The 17,015-nt window shown below is 67.3% G+C and carries 12 protein-coding genes and 2 pseudogenes; 8 read left to right on the forward strand and 6 right to left on the reverse strand.

Annotation, left to right across the window (positions count from 1 at the left end; all coding sequences use genetic code 11):
- Nucleotides 1-29: 29 nt before the first annotated feature.
- The 3 genes from K8O92_24390 (at nt 30) to K8O92_24400 (ending at nt 2,014) form a co-directional block, all read left to right on the forward strand.
- Nucleotides 30-536 (forward strand): DNA alkylation repair protein, encoded by a 507-nt coding sequence (locus K8O92_24390; GenBank protein UAK35923.1) that lies wholly within the window; start codon nt 30-32, stop codon nt 534-536.
- Between the two features lie 243 nt (nt 537-779).
- On the forward strand, nt 780-983 hold the full coding sequence (locus tag K8O92_24395) for a hypothetical protein (GenBank protein ID UAK30980.1): 204 nt from the start codon (nt 780-782) through the stop codon (nt 981-983).
- Between the two features lie 158 nt (nt 984-1,141).
- Nucleotides 1,142-2,014: an LLM class F420-dependent oxidoreductase gene (locus tag K8O92_24400; GenBank protein ID UAK30981.1), complete on the forward strand. Its 873-nt coding sequence runs from the start codon at nt 1,142-1,144 to the stop codon at nt 2,012-2,014.
- A 123-nt stretch (nt 2,015-2,137) separates the two neighbouring features.
- Here K8O92_24400 and K8O92_24405 read toward each other — a convergent pair whose 3' ends face one another.
- From K8O92_24405 to K8O92_24425, 5 genes are all read right to left on the reverse strand, one after another.
- Complete coding sequence (locus K8O92_24405) at nt 2,138-2,518, reverse strand: hypothetical protein (GenBank protein UAK30982.1); 381 nt, start codon at nt 2,516-2,518, stop codon at nt 2,138-2,140.
- Between the two features lie 93 nt (nt 2,519-2,611).
- Nucleotides 2,612-3,310: a YafY family transcriptional regulator gene (locus K8O92_24410; protein ID UAK30983.1), complete on the reverse strand. Its 699-nt coding sequence runs from the start codon at nt 3,308-3,310 to the stop codon at nt 2,612-2,614.
- Nucleotides 3,311-3,506: 196 nt separating this feature from the next.
- Complete coding sequence (locus tag K8O92_24415) at nt 3,507-4,445, reverse strand: sigma-70 family RNA polymerase sigma factor (protein UAK30984.1); 939 nt, start codon at nt 4,443-4,445, stop codon at nt 3,507-3,509.
- A 10-nt stretch (nt 4,446-4,455) separates the two neighbouring features.
- A complete protein-coding gene (locus K8O92_24420; GenBank protein ID UAK30985.1) occupies nt 4,456-5,646 on the reverse strand; it encodes an FAD-dependent oxidoreductase in 1,191 nt (396 codons plus the stop codon).
- A 232-nt stretch (nt 5,647-5,878) separates the two neighbouring features.
- On the reverse strand, nt 5,879-6,796 hold the full coding sequence (locus tag K8O92_24425) for a DMT family transporter (protein ID UAK30986.1): 918 nt from the start codon (nt 6,794-6,796) through the stop codon (nt 5,879-5,881).
- Between the two features lie 618 nt (nt 6,797-7,414).
- Here K8O92_24425 and K8O92_24430 point away from each other — a divergent pair.
- Together K8O92_24430 and K8O92_24435 are read left to right on the forward strand one after the other, a co-directional pair.
- Nucleotides 7,415-9,868 (forward strand): FHA domain-containing protein, encoded by a 2,454-nt coding sequence (locus tag K8O92_24430; protein UAK30987.1) that lies wholly within the window; start codon nt 7,415-7,417, stop codon nt 9,866-9,868.
- A gap of 143 nt (nt 9,869-10,011) precedes the next feature.
- On the forward strand, nt 10,012-10,638 hold the full coding sequence (locus tag K8O92_24435; protein UAK30988.1) for a glyoxalase: 627 nt from the start codon (nt 10,012-10,014) through the stop codon (nt 10,636-10,638).
- An 81-nt stretch (nt 10,639-10,719) separates the two neighbouring features.
- Here the strand turns inward: K8O92_24435 and K8O92_24440 are convergent, their stop codons facing one another.
- Nucleotides 10,720-11,937, reverse strand: a complete 1,218-nt coding sequence (locus tag K8O92_24440) for an erythromycin esterase family protein (GenBank protein ID UAK30989.1) — start codon at nt 11,935-11,937, stop codon at nt 10,720-10,722.
- Between the two features lie 113 nt (nt 11,938-12,050).
- On the opposite strand from K8O92_24440, the gene K8O92_24445 reads away from it, so the two are divergent.
- The 3 genes and pseudogenes from K8O92_24445 to K8O92_24455 all read left to right on the forward strand — a co-directional run bounded on the left by K8O92_24445 (nt 12,051) and on the right by K8O92_24455 (nt 17,013).
- Nucleotides 12,051-12,770 (forward strand): MerR family transcriptional regulator, encoded by a 720-nt coding sequence (locus K8O92_24445; protein UAK35924.1) that lies wholly within the window; start codon nt 12,051-12,053, stop codon nt 12,768-12,770.
- 96 nt (nt 12,771-12,866) lie between these two features.
- Nucleotides 12,867-13,896, forward strand: a pseudogene (locus K8O92_24450) (saccharopine dehydrogenase NADP-binding domain-containing protein).
- A 95-nt stretch (nt 13,897-13,991) separates the two neighbouring features.
- Nucleotides 13,992-17,013: pseudogene (locus K8O92_24455) on the forward strand (Tn3 family transposase).
- Nucleotides 17,014-17,015: the final 2 nt, after the last annotated feature.

Below are 17,015 nucleotides of genomic sequence, written 5' to 3' on the forward strand. Positions count from 1 at the left end.
AACTTTGAGGACACCCCCTAGCGCGCACGCTGTGGGAGACCGGTGACACCGCGGCGAGACTGCTGGCGATTCTGATCTGCAGCCCGAAGACGTTCGAGCGTGCCGAGTTGGACGCCATGGTGCGCGAGGCGCGCACACCCAAGGTGCACGACTGGCTCGTCAACTACGTGGTGAAGAAGAACCCGCACTCCGAGGAACTGCGCCTGGCCTGGACCGCCGATCCGGATCGAGTGGTCGCCAGTGCCGGCTGGGCGCTGACCACCGAACGGGTGGCGAAGAAGCCCGAAGGCCTCGACCTCGCCGGACTGCTCGACGTCATCGAGGCGGAGATGAAACACGCCCCGGACCGCCTGCAGTGGGCGATGAACCACTGCCTGGCGCAGATCGGGATCGAGCACGCCGAGCACCGCGCCCGTGCGATCGGAATCGGTGAGCGCTTGCGGGTACTCGAGGACTACCCGACTCCAGCGAACTGCACGTCTCCGTTCGCGCCCATCTGGATCACCGAGATGGTGCGCCGAAAGCACGACAAGTAGGAAGGTCCGGCTCGCGCTCGGGATGTCACGGTCGACTCCTGCCATGGGGGGTCAGGACACGACTACGCGCTCCAGCGTTCCTTCGTCGTTGATTGCCATGCAAGCGTAAGAACGGTTCTCGCGGATCGCATGGCGAAAAAGAGCTGCCGGTGACGTTTCTCGCGGCGTATGCGTGCTATTCGGTGACTGACTAGACATAGCGCCCGCAACGGGTTACGACCAGACAGCGCATAGGAGATCACTGTGGCCGAGAAGAGCTTTCGTTCCGCCGAGACCGGCGAATATGTGAGCGAGGAGACCGCGGCGGAGAACCCGAAAACCACCCTCGGCGAGGATGAGCCGCACCACGGTGACAACCGGCGCGACCGTTCCGCGATCACCGGGCACTTCGTCAAACCCGATACCAGCCGCCGCCACCCCGACACCACCGTCACCGAAAACGAGTGACATTCCGCCCCCTGACAGGTTCCGTGTCGCCTCACCCCGCATTGTTCGCAAGCCATCTGAAACCTCGTAGAACCGGCGTTGCGCTCGACTTGCCTTGGAGTGCACTCCAGGTCGTAGCGTGAGGGCGCAAGCTCGCCGACACACGAGGAGATCACGCCATGGAACTCGGCTTTCACCTACCGATCTTCGACATCGACGGAGGAACCACCGCCATCGCCGGTGAATTGGCCAGGGTGGGTGCGGCGGCCGAAGCGTCGGGCGCGACCTGGCTGTCGTTCATGGATCACTATTTCCAGATCGAGCCGATCGGCCTCCCCGCGGAATCGAACATGCTGGAGGGCTACACCACGCTCGGCTTCCTGGCCGCGCACACCTCGACTGTCGAGCTCGGCTTGCTCGTCACGGGCGTGACGTACCGGCATCCGGGTCTGCTCGCCAAGATCGTCACCACACTCGACGTCCTGTCCGGTGGGCGGGCCGTGCTCGGCATCGGCGCCGCGTGGTTCGAGCGCGAGCACCGCGGGCTCGGCGTGGCGTTCCCCTCGGTGGCCGAACGGTTCGAGCGACTCGAGGAGACCTTGCTCATCTGCGGGCAGATGTGGGATCCGGCGAACAACGGGCCGTTCGAAGGCAAGCATTACCAGCTGGCCGAGACACTGTGTTCGCCGCAGCCGATCAGCCGCCCCAAGGTGCTGATCGGTGGCAGCGGGGAACGTAGGACGCTGCGGTTGGTCGCGCAGTACGCCGACGCGTGCAACCTGTTCGGCTCGCCCCGGGAAGTCGAGCACAAGCTCGACGTCCTGCGCAGGCACTGCGACGACGTCGGTCGCGACTACGACGAGATCCGCAAGACGATCATGGCCAACAACCCGCGGCCGACTCCGGAGACCCGCGACGAATTCGTCCGTGGGATGGCCGAATACGCGAAGCTCGGCGTGCACGCGGTCATGGTCACTCCGACCACCGGATCCCCGGCCGCGTGGATCGATGGCTTCGCGCCTGTCGTCCCGCAGCTGTCCGAGCTGGGCTAGGCCTCCCTCCGCCTTCGTCGCGGCCATGCGGATTCGTGGCTCGCATCCGGCCGTCGGCCCAATCGTCGGTCGGCCTCCCGGCGCATCGTCGGCGATGCGCCGGGAGACGAGTTCACCGTTCGCTCACGCCGCGGGGGCGGGGCTGAACACGCCGAAATGATTGCCGGAGGTGTCCAGCAGATCGGCCGATACCAGACCGTCCGCGCTCGTGACGGGCGCAGTCAGCACCTTGGCGCCCAGGGCCTCGGCCGCCGCCACGGTGGCCGCGACATCCTCGACGACCACCAGGAAGGTGGCGTGATTGGCCGCGCTGTCCGGGGTGTGCGCGATACCGCCGCTCGGTGCCTCGCTGCCAGGGTAGTGAATCAGTTCATAGCCGTCGTCGCTGTTCGGGTACGGGCTGTAGGACCAGCCGAACAGCTTGCCGTAGAACTCCTTGATCTGCTCGGGCTCGTCGCTGCCTACCTGGAACCAGGTCACCGTGTTGTACGGGGGAGTGCTCATCGATCGTCTCCGGATTCTCGGGGTCGTGTGGTCTTGCCGGAACACGATCTCCCGCCGAGGCGACATCCCCCTGTCGGTGTTTTCGAATCGGTTCTACCAGGCGACGACCCGGAGTCCGGAATCCGGAATGTCCCAGGCCGAACCGTCGAACGGGCGGTGCGGCGCGGGCAGTTCGGTCGTCACCGCCGAACCGATCCGGTCCAACCGGAAACAGCGCGCACTGCCGCGTAGCCGGCACCAAGCCGCCAGGTACCAGCCGTTGGTCCCGTTCACCAGCGCGAACGGCTCGACCTCGCGTTCGGTGCGTGCGCCGAACCGGTCGAGATAGCCGATCCGCAGCACCCTGCCGACCTCGATGGCCCGTTCGATCACCGCCGGGATCTCGCGATCCTGCTGTGCGTCGACCGACAGCAATCGGATCCGCGCGGCGAGATCTCGGGCTGCCACCGCGTCGCGTTCCGGCAGCACCGCCACGATCTTGCGCAGCGCACTGCGGCCCGCCCGCTCGAACGGGCCCCCGCGATGGCGGGCCAGCGCGACCGCCAGCGCGACGGTCTCCGCGGGCGTGAGATTCAGCGGCGGCAAGGACATGCTTTTGTCCAGCGCGTACCCGCCGCGCCTGCCGACATCGGCATAGATCGGGATACCGGCCTGCTGCAGCGCGCAGATATCCCGCTCGATCGTCCGGATGCTCACCTCGTACCGCGCGGCCAACTCGCGCGCGCTGCGCAGTCGCGGCGAGATCGCCCGCAGCTCTTCGACTATCGCGTACAGCCGATCCGTCCGGTTCACGCCGTCACCGTAGCGCCGCCCACCGACACCTACCGCCCACCGGCCGAGCGATGTCGAACTCCGTGCGTCCGTTTGGAGGAGGCCCTTGGCGTGCGCATCGGCATCGGGAACGCCGAGCACGGGCAGGCCGCGGTGCTCGTCGAATGGCTCGACGGGAACCGACGGACGAACGTGAGATCGGGTGTCGGACAGCCGGTTACCACGATTCGATCAGCGGGACGTCATGCTCCTGCCGCTGCCATTCCTCGGTGAGGCGGCCGAGTCGGCGCGGGGCGGCGATGCCGCACACGCCTGCGATCTTGTCGTCACGGATCTCCAGGATCGCGACACCGAGGACCCGGTCGTCCAGCGCGAACAACATGGCCGGGCAGCCGTTGACCATAGCGGCATGGATCGACGGGGAGCCACCGGCGAGTCTCCGCTTGGCCGCGGACGGTCTGAAGCCGGCCCGCACCGCGTCGGCGAGCCGCTGCGGAGTCGAGTACCGGATCAGCGTTTCGGCCAGTCCCGCGGCGCCGTCGGAGATGCCGGTCGCGTCGTCGGTCAGCAGCGCGACCAGCCGTTCGGTCCGGCCCGAGGAGGCGGCAGCGACGAAAGCCTCGGCGATTCGACGCGCGGAGGCACGGTCGATCTCGCGGGAGTTGCGCTCGGCGGTGATGCGGCGCCGGGCCCGGTGGGCGTGCTGTTGGCTCGCCGATTCGGTGATGTCGAGGATCTCGGCTATCTCGGCATGGCTGTAGGAGAACGCCTCACGCAGAACGTACACGGCCCGCTCTACCGGCGAGAGGCGCTCCATGAGCGTCAGCACGGCCAAGGTCACCGATTCGCGCTGCTCGACGGTATCGGCCGGGCCCAGCATCGGGTCGCCGTCGAGCAGCGGTTCGGGCAGCCAGGCGCCGACCGCGCGTTCGCGCCGCACCTTCGCCGAACGGAGCCGGTCGAGCGCCAGGTTGGTGACGATCTTGGTCAGCCATGCCTCCGGCACCTCGACGCACTCGCGGTCGACGGCCTGCCACCGCAGGAACGCGTCCTGCACCGTGTCCTCGGCGTCGGCGGCCGAGCCGAGCAGGCGGTAGGCGAGCGAGGCCAGCCGGTTCCGGCTGGCCTCGAAACGCGCCACGGTGGCAGTGTCCATGAGCACGACTCTATGCGGCGACCACGTCGGGCGAATGCTCTCCAGTGGTGGCCGAGCGGTACTTGTGACTCAACTTTCCGACGGTCGGGTGGCTCAGGCTCCAGGCAGCGGTCCCGAGAATCGCCGACTTGACACGCGCGGCCTTCCTGCCGAGCAGGGCACCCGGCTTGGATTGCGCATCCCCGTCGACGAGCTGGAAGATCGCGTCCTTGCGGCCGAGACTGATGTGGTTGCCGACGTAAGTCAGCGAGGCCGGCTTGATCTTGCGCCCGGTCAGGTCTTCGATGATCCCGGAGATCGCCCCCTTGCTGGTGGGCCCCGCGGAAGCGCAGGACATCGGCAACGGCCGACCGTTCTCTGCGATGGCGCAGACGCTGTCACCGGCAGCGTAGACATTCGGGTGCGAGACCGACCGCATCTGACGGTCGACCGTGATCTGACCGTTGGGTTCCACCGCGAGACCGCTTGCGGCGGCGATCGGGTGGACTGCGAACCCGGCGGCCCACACGATCGCGTCGGAGGCGAAAGTGGTGCCGTCCGCGGCGACCGCCGCCCCCTGCTCGACGCGCACGATCGTGCTGTGCTCGTGAACTGTGATGCCGAACCGGTCGAAGGCACGCAGCAGGTGACCACGGGCCTTCGCGCTCAGCCAGCCGCCCAGTTCACCGCTGGTGACGAGGTCGATCCGAAGTCCTGGACGGGATTCGGCGAACTCGGTGGCGGCCTCGATCGCGGTCAGGTTGCCGCCGACCACCAGCACCTTCCCGTCCCCGCCCAGCTCGTCCAAGCGTGCGCGCAGGCGTAGAGCGGCCGGCCGCGCGGCCACGTGGAAGGCGTGCTCGTGGACGCCCGGAATGTCGTGGTCGGCGGCGGTGCTGCCCAGCGTGTAGAGGAGAGTGTCGTATCCGAGCCGGTCGACGCCTTGGTCGTCGGCGACAGTGACTGTCCGGTGCTCGACGTCGAGGTCGGTTACCCGCGCCACTCGTAGCCGGATGTCGGTGCCCGCGAACACCTCCGTCAGCGGCCGGTGGCGAAGTTCCTGCCCGGCGGCGAGCTGATGCAGGCGCAGCCGCTCGACGAAATCGGGTTCGGCGTTGAGGACGGTGATCTCGAAGTCGTCGGGGTGGAGTTGGCGGGCCAGATATCCCGCGGAGAAGGTTCCGGCGTATCCCGCCCCGAGGACGACGATGCGGTGCTTCATGGTTCGCTCCTGTCTGGTTCGCGTGCTCCCTGAACGAGACAGCCCCCGAATTCCTGACAGCATCGACCGGTGACGTGGGTCACCTCCGACCCTCGCTCAGCGAACGACCTCCATTCCGAACCCAGCGATCCGCAGTCTTAGATCGAACAGCCGAAGTCGACCAGGGTGACCCCGTGGGGGTCGGTGGCGTGCTCGGTCATCGGCAGAGCCGTGGCGGTCGCCCTTCCGGCGGTTATGAGCTGTCGCTGCGGAACTCAGCCGGTACGTCCCACTGTGGCGCGGTGTCGTGATGGTCTGGAACGGCGTCGACGCCTTTGTGGCGCGCGAGCGCCACCGTCGCGACGACCACGGTCACGAACGCGGCTACCAGCACCGCGACCAGTTCGACATTCACATCCAGGTACTCGCCGAGCGCCAGGAATCCGAGGGCGCCGACCACTATCGGTTCGACGACCGTCGCCGCCGGAAACGATGCGTGCAGGCTTCCGGCCCGATACGAGTATTGCTGCATCACCGTGGCGGTGAGGCCGACGACGATCAATGCGTATGTCTCGGCCGAGAGGAGCACCGCGTTCGTGCCGCGGCCTGCGGTTGCGGTCACGCCCTTGATGAGCACGGCGGCGAGCCCGAAGAGTGCACCGGAGCACAGGCCGAGCAGTACCGCCCGACGCGGCCCCGGCCAAGCGCGGGCACCGAGCAACGCGGCGGTGAACAACGGAACGCCGATGAGCCCCACGAGCACCCAGTGCCACGCCTCCGCGTGCGACTGGCCGGGCTTGGGGTCGCCGACCACCACCAGAATCGCGACCGCGGCGGTCAGCGCCAGCGCCCATGCCCACTCGCGGGCCGACACCGTGCGCCCGTTGAGCCACGCACCCATCGGCAGAGCGAACAGCAGCGACAGCACCAACAGCGGTTGCACCAGCATCAGCGCACCCCTACCCAGAGCGGCGGCCTGGAAGGCGAATCCACCGGCGCCGACCAGGGTCCCCAGCCACCATTCGGAGGTGCGGAGCAGATCGCCCATGGCCGCGACCGAGTCGGGCGCACCGGCCGTTCGCGCGGCGGCACGCTGGCGGATCACCGCCCCGAGCGCTATACACAGGGCCGCGCAGAGGGCGAAGACAATGGCGACCTGTGAGGACGACACTCCGGTAGATTACTCCGGTGCACAGGCGGGGGACGGGCCGCGCGGCGCTCTACCGAGGACCTATCGAGGCTTTCCGCTAACGATCCGTTACTTGTCTTGATCGGCGGCTCGGCGCCCGTCGGGCCGGATGCGCTGGTCGCCCGGCATCGTCCGCGTAGAAGGCGCGTCATGGGCGCGTCGGGCCGCGAAAGCGCCGGTGCCGACGGGGCGCGGTGTACGGAATACCGCAGAATTTCTACGGAATTGTTATGGGTGCCGGCAGGATCCACATCGTCGTCGCGTGGCTACCGCCATCACCGACCTGAAATGTAACAGTTCAGTCCCCATGGAAAACAACAAGGCAGCATTCGGCCTCGATACCGCATCGGACAACCGCATCGGCCCGATCCGCGGGGATTTTCGATTTCACTGCGGTTCCCTTGGTCGAGCTGCTGAATGCAGTTGGATTCGCTGTCGCATTTCCCGGAACGATGTAATTTACTATTCACTGGACTGACGGGATTCCGCTGGTCAGCAGGGTGCGACGGTCAGCCGTGCCGGAGACGGTCGGGCACGCCGACGGGATGCCGGGTTACGGACTATTGCGGCGGCACCGCCGAACGGTCGTATACTCCCGTTATGGCGTATGAACCGTCCTCCACGGAATTACCCGAGGCACCGGTTCTTGTGGTGCAGACGAGAGAACGCGTCTATCGGCTCCGCGCCGGGGGCGCATATAATATCGGCCGCGATCCAGAAGCCGATATCGTGGTGAGCGATCCGCGTGTATCTTCCTTGCACGCCGTTCTGGAGCGGGGTGTGGAGGGTTGGAAAATCGAGGACGCGGGTAGCCTCAACGGAACATTCTTCGACGGTCACCGGGTCGACCGGATGGTGATCGACCACGACGAGACGTTCCAGCTCGGTCACGCCGTGGACGGTGAGCAGTTGGCCTGTTCCGTGGAGGGGCTACCCACCCACGACTCGGGTGGCGATGGTGAGGGCGACACGATGGTCGTCCCCGATCCCGGATACAACCTCGATGAGGATGCGACGGTCACGAAGTTCCAGCCGGGCCTGCCGCGGCGAGTTTCGCGATCGGCGCCACCGGTGGCCCCTGCGGACGTGGTAGTCCGTATCACTTCTCCCACCCTCCGGATCGGACGCGCGGCCGACAACGACATCGCCGTGCACGACCTCATGGTTTCCCGTCATCATGCCGAGCTGCGCACGGTCGGCCCGGGCAGATACCGGATCGTCGATCTCGACAGCCACAACGGCACCTATGTCAACGGCTCCAGGGTCGACGCCGCAGACTTGTCCGAATCCGACTTGATCGGCATGGGCCACACCGCTTTCCGTCTGGTCGGCGACGAACTGCGCAAGTTTGTCGATACCGGCGACGTGTCGGTCTCGGTGCAGAACCTCATCGTGCGGACACCGGAAGGCAAGGTGCTCCTCGACGACGTGAGCTTCCCGATCCCGGAGCGCTCGCTCGTGGGCGTCATCGGGCCCAGTGGGGCGGGCAAGTCGACACTGCTCGGCGCGGTCACCGGGTTGCGGCCCGCGACGGAGGGGACGGTCCGCTACGACGGACGCGACCTGTACACCGATTACGACGAGCTGCGGCACCGGATCGGGTTGGTCCCGCAGGAAGACATCCTGCATAATCAGCTTCCGACGCGGCGGGCGCTGCTCTACGCGGCTGAATTGCGCTTCCCGGGTGATACACGCAGCGAGGAGCGCGAGCAGCGGGTCGACGAGGTGCTAGACGAATTGGGTTTGTCGAAGCATGCCGATACCCGTATCGACAAGCTCTCGGGCGGGCAGCGCAAACGTGTGAGCGTCGCACTGGAACTGCTGACCAAACCGTCCCTGCTGTTCCTCGATGAACCGACCTCCGGGCTCGACCCGGGCCTGGACAAGACGGTCATGGAAATGCTGTCCGAGCTGGCCCACGACGGGCGGACCGTCATCGTCGTCACGCACAGCGTTGTGAATCTCGATTTCTGCGACCGCCTGCTGGTCCTCGTGCCCGGCGGTCGGCTGGCCTATTACGGGCCTCCGGCGGAGGGGTTGCAGCAGTTCGGAAAGCGCACCTGGGCTGAGGTGTTCCAGGCGTTCGACCGCGAGGACGACCGCGACTGGGCCGCTGAATTCCGGGCTTCGCCACGCTTCGAGAACTACGTGGCGGTCGGGCTGACCGACGAGGTCGGGCCGGTGGAAGTGCGTCCGCCAGCCCCGCCGCCCGCGCCGCAGTCCAAGCTCAGCCAGCTCAGTACGTTGTGCCGGCGATACCTGGCTGTGATCGCCTCGGACCGAAGCTATCTGGCGCTTCTCGGCGCGATGCCACTGCTCTTGGGCGGCTTGATCGCCCTGGTGCCGTCCGGGGAAGGGTTCATCGGGGCGCCGGGATCCAACGTCGATGCCCCGACGAAGCTTATGATCCTGGCATTCGCCGCATGCTTCGTCGGCACGGGCAACTCGATTCGCGAAATCGTCAAAGAGCAGACGATCTACCGCAGAGAACGCGCGGCCGGACTGTCAGCTGGGGTCTATCTGATGTCGAAACTCCTGGTCCTGAGCGTGATCACCACCCTCCAAGCGGCGGTGTTGGTCATGATCGGCACCATTGGTGTGAGCATGCCGCCCAAAGGGGTGTTCACGTCGGTGGAGCTGGAGCTGATCTTGGTGATGGCGCTACTCGGCATCGCGTCACTGGCACTGGGCTTGCTGGTGTCGGTGTCGGTGAACACCTCGGAGAAGACACTGCCGCTGCTGATCGTGCTCTCGATGGCGCAGCTGGTGCTCACGGGCGGAATGGTGCGGCTTCCCGGCACACCCGTCCTAGGGCAACTGTCCTATCTATCGCCGTCTCGTTGGGGCTACGGCGCGGGAGCCGCCACTCTCGACCTCGACACTCTCTCACCGCACTCGGGAGCGCCCGACCCGCTGTGGAAACACACCCTCGGCACGTGGCTGGTCGACATGGGAGTGGTGGCCGGTTTAGGGGTCCTCTTCCTCGCGCTGGCTTGGTATCGCCTGTACCAGCTGCGTCCACAGCGCCGCGGTGCCCGCCCGGCCAGGCTCTGACGCACGACTCCGACTCCGGCAACCTCGCGACGCCATATCGTCAGCGGCCTGCGGCGGTTCGGTACCGCGTGCGGTCGGCGGCAGGCCAGACCGGTCAGGAATCGAGAAGCGCGGGTCACCGAGCAGCAATTAGCGTCATCGCCATGGATACCACCGTCAAGCAGCCCACCATCGAGTCCGTCATCCTCGAGATGCCCGATCCAGCCGCCGCCGCGGACTTCTACGCCGCCGCGTTCGGTCTCGGCGACAAGGTGCGGGTGCGCGCCTCGGAGACGCCGACGAACGGGTTCCGTGGCTTCATCCTCTCGCTCGTGGTGTCTCAGCCGAGCACCGTCGACGGCCTCATCGGCACCGCTGTGGACGCCGGAGCGACGACGCTGAAGCAGGCCAAGAAGAGTTTCTGGGGCTACGGCGGCGTCGTCCAGGCGCCGGACGGGGCGATCTGGAAGGTCGCGACGTCGTCGAAGAAGGACACCGGCCCGGCGACCAGGGAAATCGATGATTTCGTGATTCTGCTCGGGGTCGACAACGTCAAAACGACCAAACAGTTCTACATCGATCGCGGCCTGACCGTGGCGAAGAGCTTCGGGAGTAAATACGTCGAGTTCGCCGCCTCGTCGTCGGTCAAGCTGGCGCTCTACGGGCGTCGCGCCGCCGCCAAGGACGCCGGCGTCTCCCCAGAGGGCACCGGGTCGCATCGGATCGTCATCGGCAGCGACATCGGTGCCTTCGCCGACCCGGACGGGTTCGCCTGGGAGGCCGTGGTCTGACGTGAGCACCGTATCTCCGTGGGGCGCAGACGCCCATGCGGTGGTCCCCGCCAACCGGCCGCTCTGCCGCATCGAGTGCTGCTACCAGTACTGATGCCGCTTTCCGTCGGTATCGGTGATGAAGATGACCGCGTCGGCGCCGTCCAAATCTTCGGGGTCGAGTGGGATATGGCCGGGCACGATCGGTTCGCTTGTGCCGATCGACGGGGCAAGCGCGGCGCGCAGGGCCGGTGCCGGGAACAGTGCGCGGCGGGTGGTCGCCTCGGCCAACACACCCTGGAGGGTGCCCGGAGCGCTGTGGAGGCCGGCGTCGGTTGCCAGGAACATGTAGCGCTCGCCGAGGGCGAGCCCGACGAGCGCGCCGGCGCCGCACCAGTTCGCCTCGTCTTCGCTGATCAGCGTGCGGGAGTGCGCGCGCCGCAGGTGCGCGTTGTGCGCGAAGACCAGGCTCGGGCCGCGGCACTGCTCTCGGGCCGCGATCGCGAGCAGGTTATCGGCCATCATCTCCGCGCGCAGGCTGAGCATGGTCGCGATGCGATCGGGGGCGGGGCCGGCCATGGCCGCGTGATAGCGCAGCAGGCCTTGGGCGGTGCGCGCGTGCGCGACGGCGTGGTCGTAGCCGGTCGGGTCGGCGGGACGAAGGCCGGGTGCCGCGCGACGCAGCGCGCAGGCGACATCGTCGGCGACGATACGCAGGGCGCGAGCGCGATCGGATCCGCCGATGGACGCCGCCGGGTCGAACATGGCCGCCCGGTTCGACCAGTCGGCATCCTCGCCGAGCAGTGCGTCGAGGTCGTGGACTGAATCTGGCCGCAGCGGCACGGGAAGGTAGTCGACGGCCGAGGTCAGTGTGCGTCGCGGGCTCGGCGCACCGGAGTACTCCACCGGCGCGTCGAAGCCATAGAAGCGAACTCGATCCTGCGGCGCGCGACCGGCGTTGTGCGCGCGGAGCCATTCGACGAGTTCGCGGTTGCCCGGCACGGCGCCGAAGCCGTGGCTGAACCCGGTCGCGAGCACCGTGTCGATCTCCGCCGGACCCCCGGCCACGTAGTCATCGACAACCGACGCGGCGAAGACGTCGGTCTCCAGCGCGATCGACCGGTACCCCCGTGCGACGAGATGGCCGAGGATTTCGTTGCGCAACAACGGGAACGCCTCGATCCCGTGCGTCGGTTCCCCGAGGGCGAGCAGAATCGGCGGCTCGGTTCGCGCGGCGAGAATTTCATCGATGGCACGGCCCAGGTCGGCCGGGTCGTCGAGTTGGCGGCCGAGGGTGCGCGGTAATGCGGCAGTGGACATGAGCACTTCTTTCGACTAGGCACTGCCTTTGACAGTATCGTTGAAGATTCGGGTGAAACTTCTGACACGTTTACCTGCCATCTAGAGATCAAAGCCTCAATCGGAGATGCAAGCTGCGACCCATCGACCTCGCCCGGGAACACGGGTTGTCCGCACAGGCGATCCGCAACTACGACGATGCGGGCATACTCCCGCCGACCGAGCGCAGCCAGACCGGCTACCGGCGCTATACGCCCTTGCACGCGCAGTCCCTACGCGCCTTCCTCGCGTTACGCCGTGGCCACGGGCACCAGCAGGCAATGGAGATCATGCGCGCCACCAACCGCGGCGACACCGAGTCCGCCTACCGGCTCATCGACACCGCCCACGTCGCGCTGCTCACCGAACGTGACACCCGCACCGAGGTCGCAACGGCACTGGGCAGCCTGTCCACCGCGATGCCGACCCCTGTCCAGGGTCGGCCGCTGAGCGTGGGGGAACTCGCCCGGCGGCTCGGCGTGCACCCTGCGACGCTGCGCGCCTGGGAGACCCACGGCATCCTGCGCCCCGAACGCGACCGGGCAACGGGTTACCGAGAATACGGACCCGACTGTGTGCGCGACGCCGAGATCGCACGACAGCTGCGCCGAGGCGGTTACCTGCTTTCCCAGGTCGCGCAATTCATCGATTCGCTGCGCGAGGCGGGCGGGGCGAACGCGTTGAGCGCATTCCTCGACTCCTGGCAGGACCGGCTGACCACGCGTAGCCGCGACCTTCTCACCGGCGCGGCGCAGCTCGATACCTACATCACCATGCTCGATCAGGCACGGCAGGGGCGAGCGGCGACAGTGTGAAAACGTTTATCCTGCACCACTACAGTGCTGGTATGCCCATGGCAGGCGGGGTGAGCCTATTCGCGTATCGATGAACAGAACGGTAGGTGACTGCCAATGCCGAAGATCGTGTTGTTCGGCGCCACCGGGTACACCGGTCGCCTGACCGCCGAAGCCTTGATCGCCCGTGGCGCCGCCCCCGTGCTGGCTGCCCGCAATGCCACTGTCCTCGGGAAACTGGCCGCCGACCTCGGTGGCGCGGAGACCGCGGTCGCCGACGTGACCGACCCCGCCTCGGTACGGTTGCTGCTGGGCCGAGGCGACGTGCTGGTGACGACGGTAGGGCCGTTCCTGCGATACGGCGGACCCGCGCTGACGGCGGCAGTGGCGGCGGGCGCACACTACTTCGACTCCACCGGGGAAGGCCCGTTCATCCGCGAAGTGTTCGACCGCGACAACGAGGCGCGCAAGGCAGGAGTGGCCCTGCTGACCGCGTTCGGTTTCGATTTCGTGCCCGGCAACCTGGCTGGCGGTCTCGCCTTGCGCGAAGCGCCGGAGGCGGTCCGCGTGGACATCGGCTACTTCATCGCCGGCCCCGGCACCAGCGGCGGCACCCGCGCGTCCATGGCAGGGATGCTGTTCGAGCGCGGCTTCGCCCTCCGCGGCGGCCTGGTCGTGCCCGAGCGGACCGGCTCACGGATTCGCACCTTCGACGTCGCCGGTCGCTCGCGCGGGGGTATCGATTCCCGGATCCGAACACCTCGCACTGAGCCGCGCCTACCCGCGGCTGGGGGAGGTCGACGTATATCTCGGACTGCCGACTGCGGTCGCTCGCGGCCTGCAGGCCGGCTCGTTACTCACCGGCGCCGTCGCACGAGTGGAGCCGGTGAAACAACTGGCCGAGGGTGTGCTGGAACGTGTCGTGAAGGGATCGACCGGCGGCCCGGGGCAGGACGCACGGGCCCGCACTCGCTCCTGGGCGGTTGCCGAGACATTCGACGACACCGGCCGCGCGCTGGCGTCGGTCACACTGGGCGGTGTCGACCCCTACGACTTCACTGCCGCGATCCTCGGCTGGGGTGCGCAGACCGGGGGTCGCCGTAGTATCGGCCGAATTTCGGGCGGATATGGCGTAACCCGCTGGTAGTGGTGGTATTTGGGGTTGCCGCGCTGCGGGATTGGGTTGTTAGTGCTTTGCTGGCTGGCGTCGTGGTCGGTCGGTGTGGTGAAGGGTGAGAGTTCGTGGCGACGCGGGTGTTCGCGGACGAGCAGTTGGAGCGTCTGCGGGAGTTCCCGGAGATCGGGCGGGAGGAGTTGTTCCGGTTCTTCACGTTGAGCCCGGCGGATGTGGCGTTCGTGGATCCGGAGCGTGGTCGGGGGCCTGCGGATCGGTTGGGGTTGGCGATCGCGTTGTGCACGTTGCCGTGGTTGGGGTTCGTTCCGGACAGGTTGGTGACCGCGCCGCCGGTGGCGGTGGCGCGGTTGGCGGGGCAGTTGGGGGTGGATCCGGTCGAGATCGGCTCCTACGGCCGTCGCGCGAAGACCCGGACCGAGCATGTGCGGCTGGTCGCGCGGTATCTGGGCTGGCGCAACGCCGGGGCGATGGAGTTGAAGGAACTCGACGAGTTCTTGTTGGCGCGGGCGTTGGAGCACGATTCCCCGACGCTGTTGTTCCGGTTGGGGTGCGAGTTTCTGGTGTCGGCGCGGGTGATCCGGCCGGGGCCGGTGATGGTGATCGAGCGGGTCGCCCACGCTCGCGCCCAGGCCCAGGCCCAGGCCGAAACCTACGATCGGCTCGCCCACGAGTTCACTCCCGAGCGGTGCGCGCAGTTGGACGGGTTGCTGGTCAACGACGCCTCGATCGGGATGTCGCGGTTGCGGTGGCTGTCGACCGGGCCGGTGGAGGCATCCGCGTCGGCGGTGCGCGCGGAGGTCGACAAACTCGGATTCCTGCGCGGTCTCGGCGCCGACGAGCTGGATATGTCGGTGCTGCCCGCCGAGCGGCGCCGGTTCCTGGCCACGATAGGCCGCCGGTTGACCGGCCAAGCCCTCGAACGTCGTGACCCGCAGCGGCGGTATCCGATCCTGCTGACGGTGTTGGCGCAGTCGGGCACCGATGTGCTCGATGAGGTGGTGGGGTTGTTCGATCAGGCGATCTCGGCGAAATTCGGTGCCGCCGAACGCCGGATGCAACAGGAGTTGGCCGAGCGCGGCAAGACCGGGGAGGACCGCCAGGCCCTGCTCGACGATCTCCTCGAAATCATCACCGACCTCGGGATCGGCGACGAGCAGATCGGCGGGCTGATCCGCGGTGAGCGGATCGGTTGGGAACGGCTACGCGCGGCGATCGCGCAGGCCAAACCCCGACTTCCGCGTGACCACGGCCATCTGGCCGCGCTCGACTCCTCGTATTCGTATCTGCGCCAGTTCACCCCGGCGGTGCTCTCGACGGTGCGGTTCACGGGCGGCACCGCGGCGACGGAGTTGCTGATCGCGGTGCACATGCTGCGCGAGTTGAACTCGACCGGCGCCCGCAAGGTCCCCGCGGAAGCACCGACCGGGTTCGTGCCGACGAAATGGCGCGGCTACCTCGACGAAGCCCGCAAATCCGGCAGCGCCACCGCGTATCGGCACTACTGGGAGCTGTGCGTGCTGCTCGGATTACGCGACGGGCTGCGCAGCGGGGACGTGTTCGTGCCCGGCTCACGCCGTTACGCCGACCCGGCCGCCTATCTGCTCACCGCCGAGCAGTGGGAGCCTCAGCGCGTCGAGTTCTGCCGTCTGGTCGGCAAATCCGCCGACCCGGCCCAGGCGCTGGCGGCCGCGACCGACGAACTGCACACCGCGGTCGCCGAGCTGGAGACCGTCCTCGCCGACGGTAACGGCCCGGTCCGCCTCGACGAGGCCGGGGATCTGGTGATCTCACCGCTGACCGCCGAGGATGTCCCGGCCGAGGCGATCGCGTTGAAGGCCGAGCTCACGGAAATGCTGCCCTTCGCCCCGATCGTGTCGCTTCTCATCGAGCTGGACAAACGCACCGGCTACCTGGACTGCTTCACCCACGCGAGCGGAAAGCAGGCTCGCACTCCGAAATTGAAACGCAACCTGATCGCGGTCCTGCTCGCCTACTCGACCAACCTCGGGCTCACCAGAATGGGTGAGGCGTGCGGGATCTCCTACGACATCCTGGCCTGGACCTCGGAATGGTACGTGCGCGAGGAGACCCTGCGGGCGGCGAACCTGGCCATCATCGACTACCATCAACGCCTGCCGCTGACCACGGTGTTCGGCGCCGGAACCTTGTCCTCGAGTGACGGTCAACGCTTCCCGACGCGCGGCAAGTCGATCACCGCTAGAGCGTTGAGCCGCTATTTCGCCAACGAGGGCCTGTCGACCTACACCCACGTCACCGACCAGCACGCCACCTACGGCACGAAGATCATCGTGGCCACCCGCCGCGAGGCGCACTACGTGCTCGACGAGATCCTGGGCAACGCCACCGATCTCCCGATCACCGAACACGCGACCGACACCCACGGCGTCACCCTCGTCAATTTCGGATTGTTCGACCTGCTCGGGATGCAGCTCTCGCCCCGAATCCGGGACCTGGGCCGCATCACCCTCTACCGGCCAGGACCCCGCGCCGTCGCCGAGGCCCGGTTCTCGCAGGTGGGACCGTTGCTGACCCGCAAACTGAACCTGGAGTTGATCGCCGAGCACTGGGACGACCTGCTCCGGTTGGCGGGGTCGTTGAAGTTCGGGCACGCCACCGCCTCGCTGCTGGTCGGGAAACTCTCGGCCTCCGGGCGTCAGAACGCCCTCGCCGCGGCGCTCAAGGAGTACGGGGCGCTGCGGCGCACGATCTACGCCGCGAAATACCTCGCCGACCCCGACTACCGGCGCAAGATCTCGCGCCAACTCAACAAGGGAGAATCGTTGCACGCGCTGCGCCGCGACCTGCTCTACGCCCACGAGGGCATGATCCGGGCGCGGCACCTCGACGGGCAGACCGAACAAGCCTGGTGCCTCACCCTGGCCACGAACGCCGTGATCACCTGGACCACAGAGTATTACGGTCTCGCCGTGGAGCAGATGCGGCGGTCCGGCCGCCGGATCGATGACGATGTGCTTGCCCACATCTCCCCGGCGCACAGCGAGAACATCAATTTCTTCGGCGCAATCGAGGTCGACAATCGACGCCGAACTCGCCGCACTCGGCCCAACCGGATATCGGCCGTTGCGGGTCCGCGACACCCTGTTCTGATC

Origin of the sequence: Nocardia asteroides (assembly GCA_019930625.1) — a bacterium.
GTDB lineage: Bacteria > Actinomycetota > Actinomycetes > Mycobacteriales > Mycobacteriaceae > Nocardia > Nocardia sputi.

Coding starts and splice junctions, on each gene's coding strand:
- K8O92_24400 (UAK30981.1), top strand. CDS start 1,142: ATGGAACTCGGCTTTCACCTACCGATCTTCGACATCGACGGAGGAACC.
- K8O92_24405 (UAK30982.1), bottom strand. CDS start 2,518: ATGAGCACTCCCCCGTACAACACGGTGACCTGGTTCCAGGTAGGCAGC.
- K8O92_24415 (UAK30984.1), bottom strand. CDS start 4,445: ATGGACACTGCCACCGTGGCGCGTTTCGAGGCCAGCCGGAACCGGCTG.
- K8O92_24420 (UAK30985.1), bottom strand. CDS start 5,646: ATGAAGCACCGCATCGTCGTCCTCGGGGCGGGATACGCCGGAACCTTC.
- K8O92_24430 (UAK30987.1), top strand. CDS start 7,415: ATGGCGTATGAACCGTCCTCCACGGAATTACCCGAGGCACCGGTTCTT.
- K8O92_24435 (UAK30988.1), top strand. CDS start 10,012: ATGGATACCACCGTCAAGCAGCCCACCATCGAGTCCGTCATCCTCGAG.
- K8O92_24440 (UAK30989.1), bottom strand. CDS start 11,937: ATGTCCACTGCCGCATTACCGCGCACCCTCGGCCGCCAACTCGACGAC.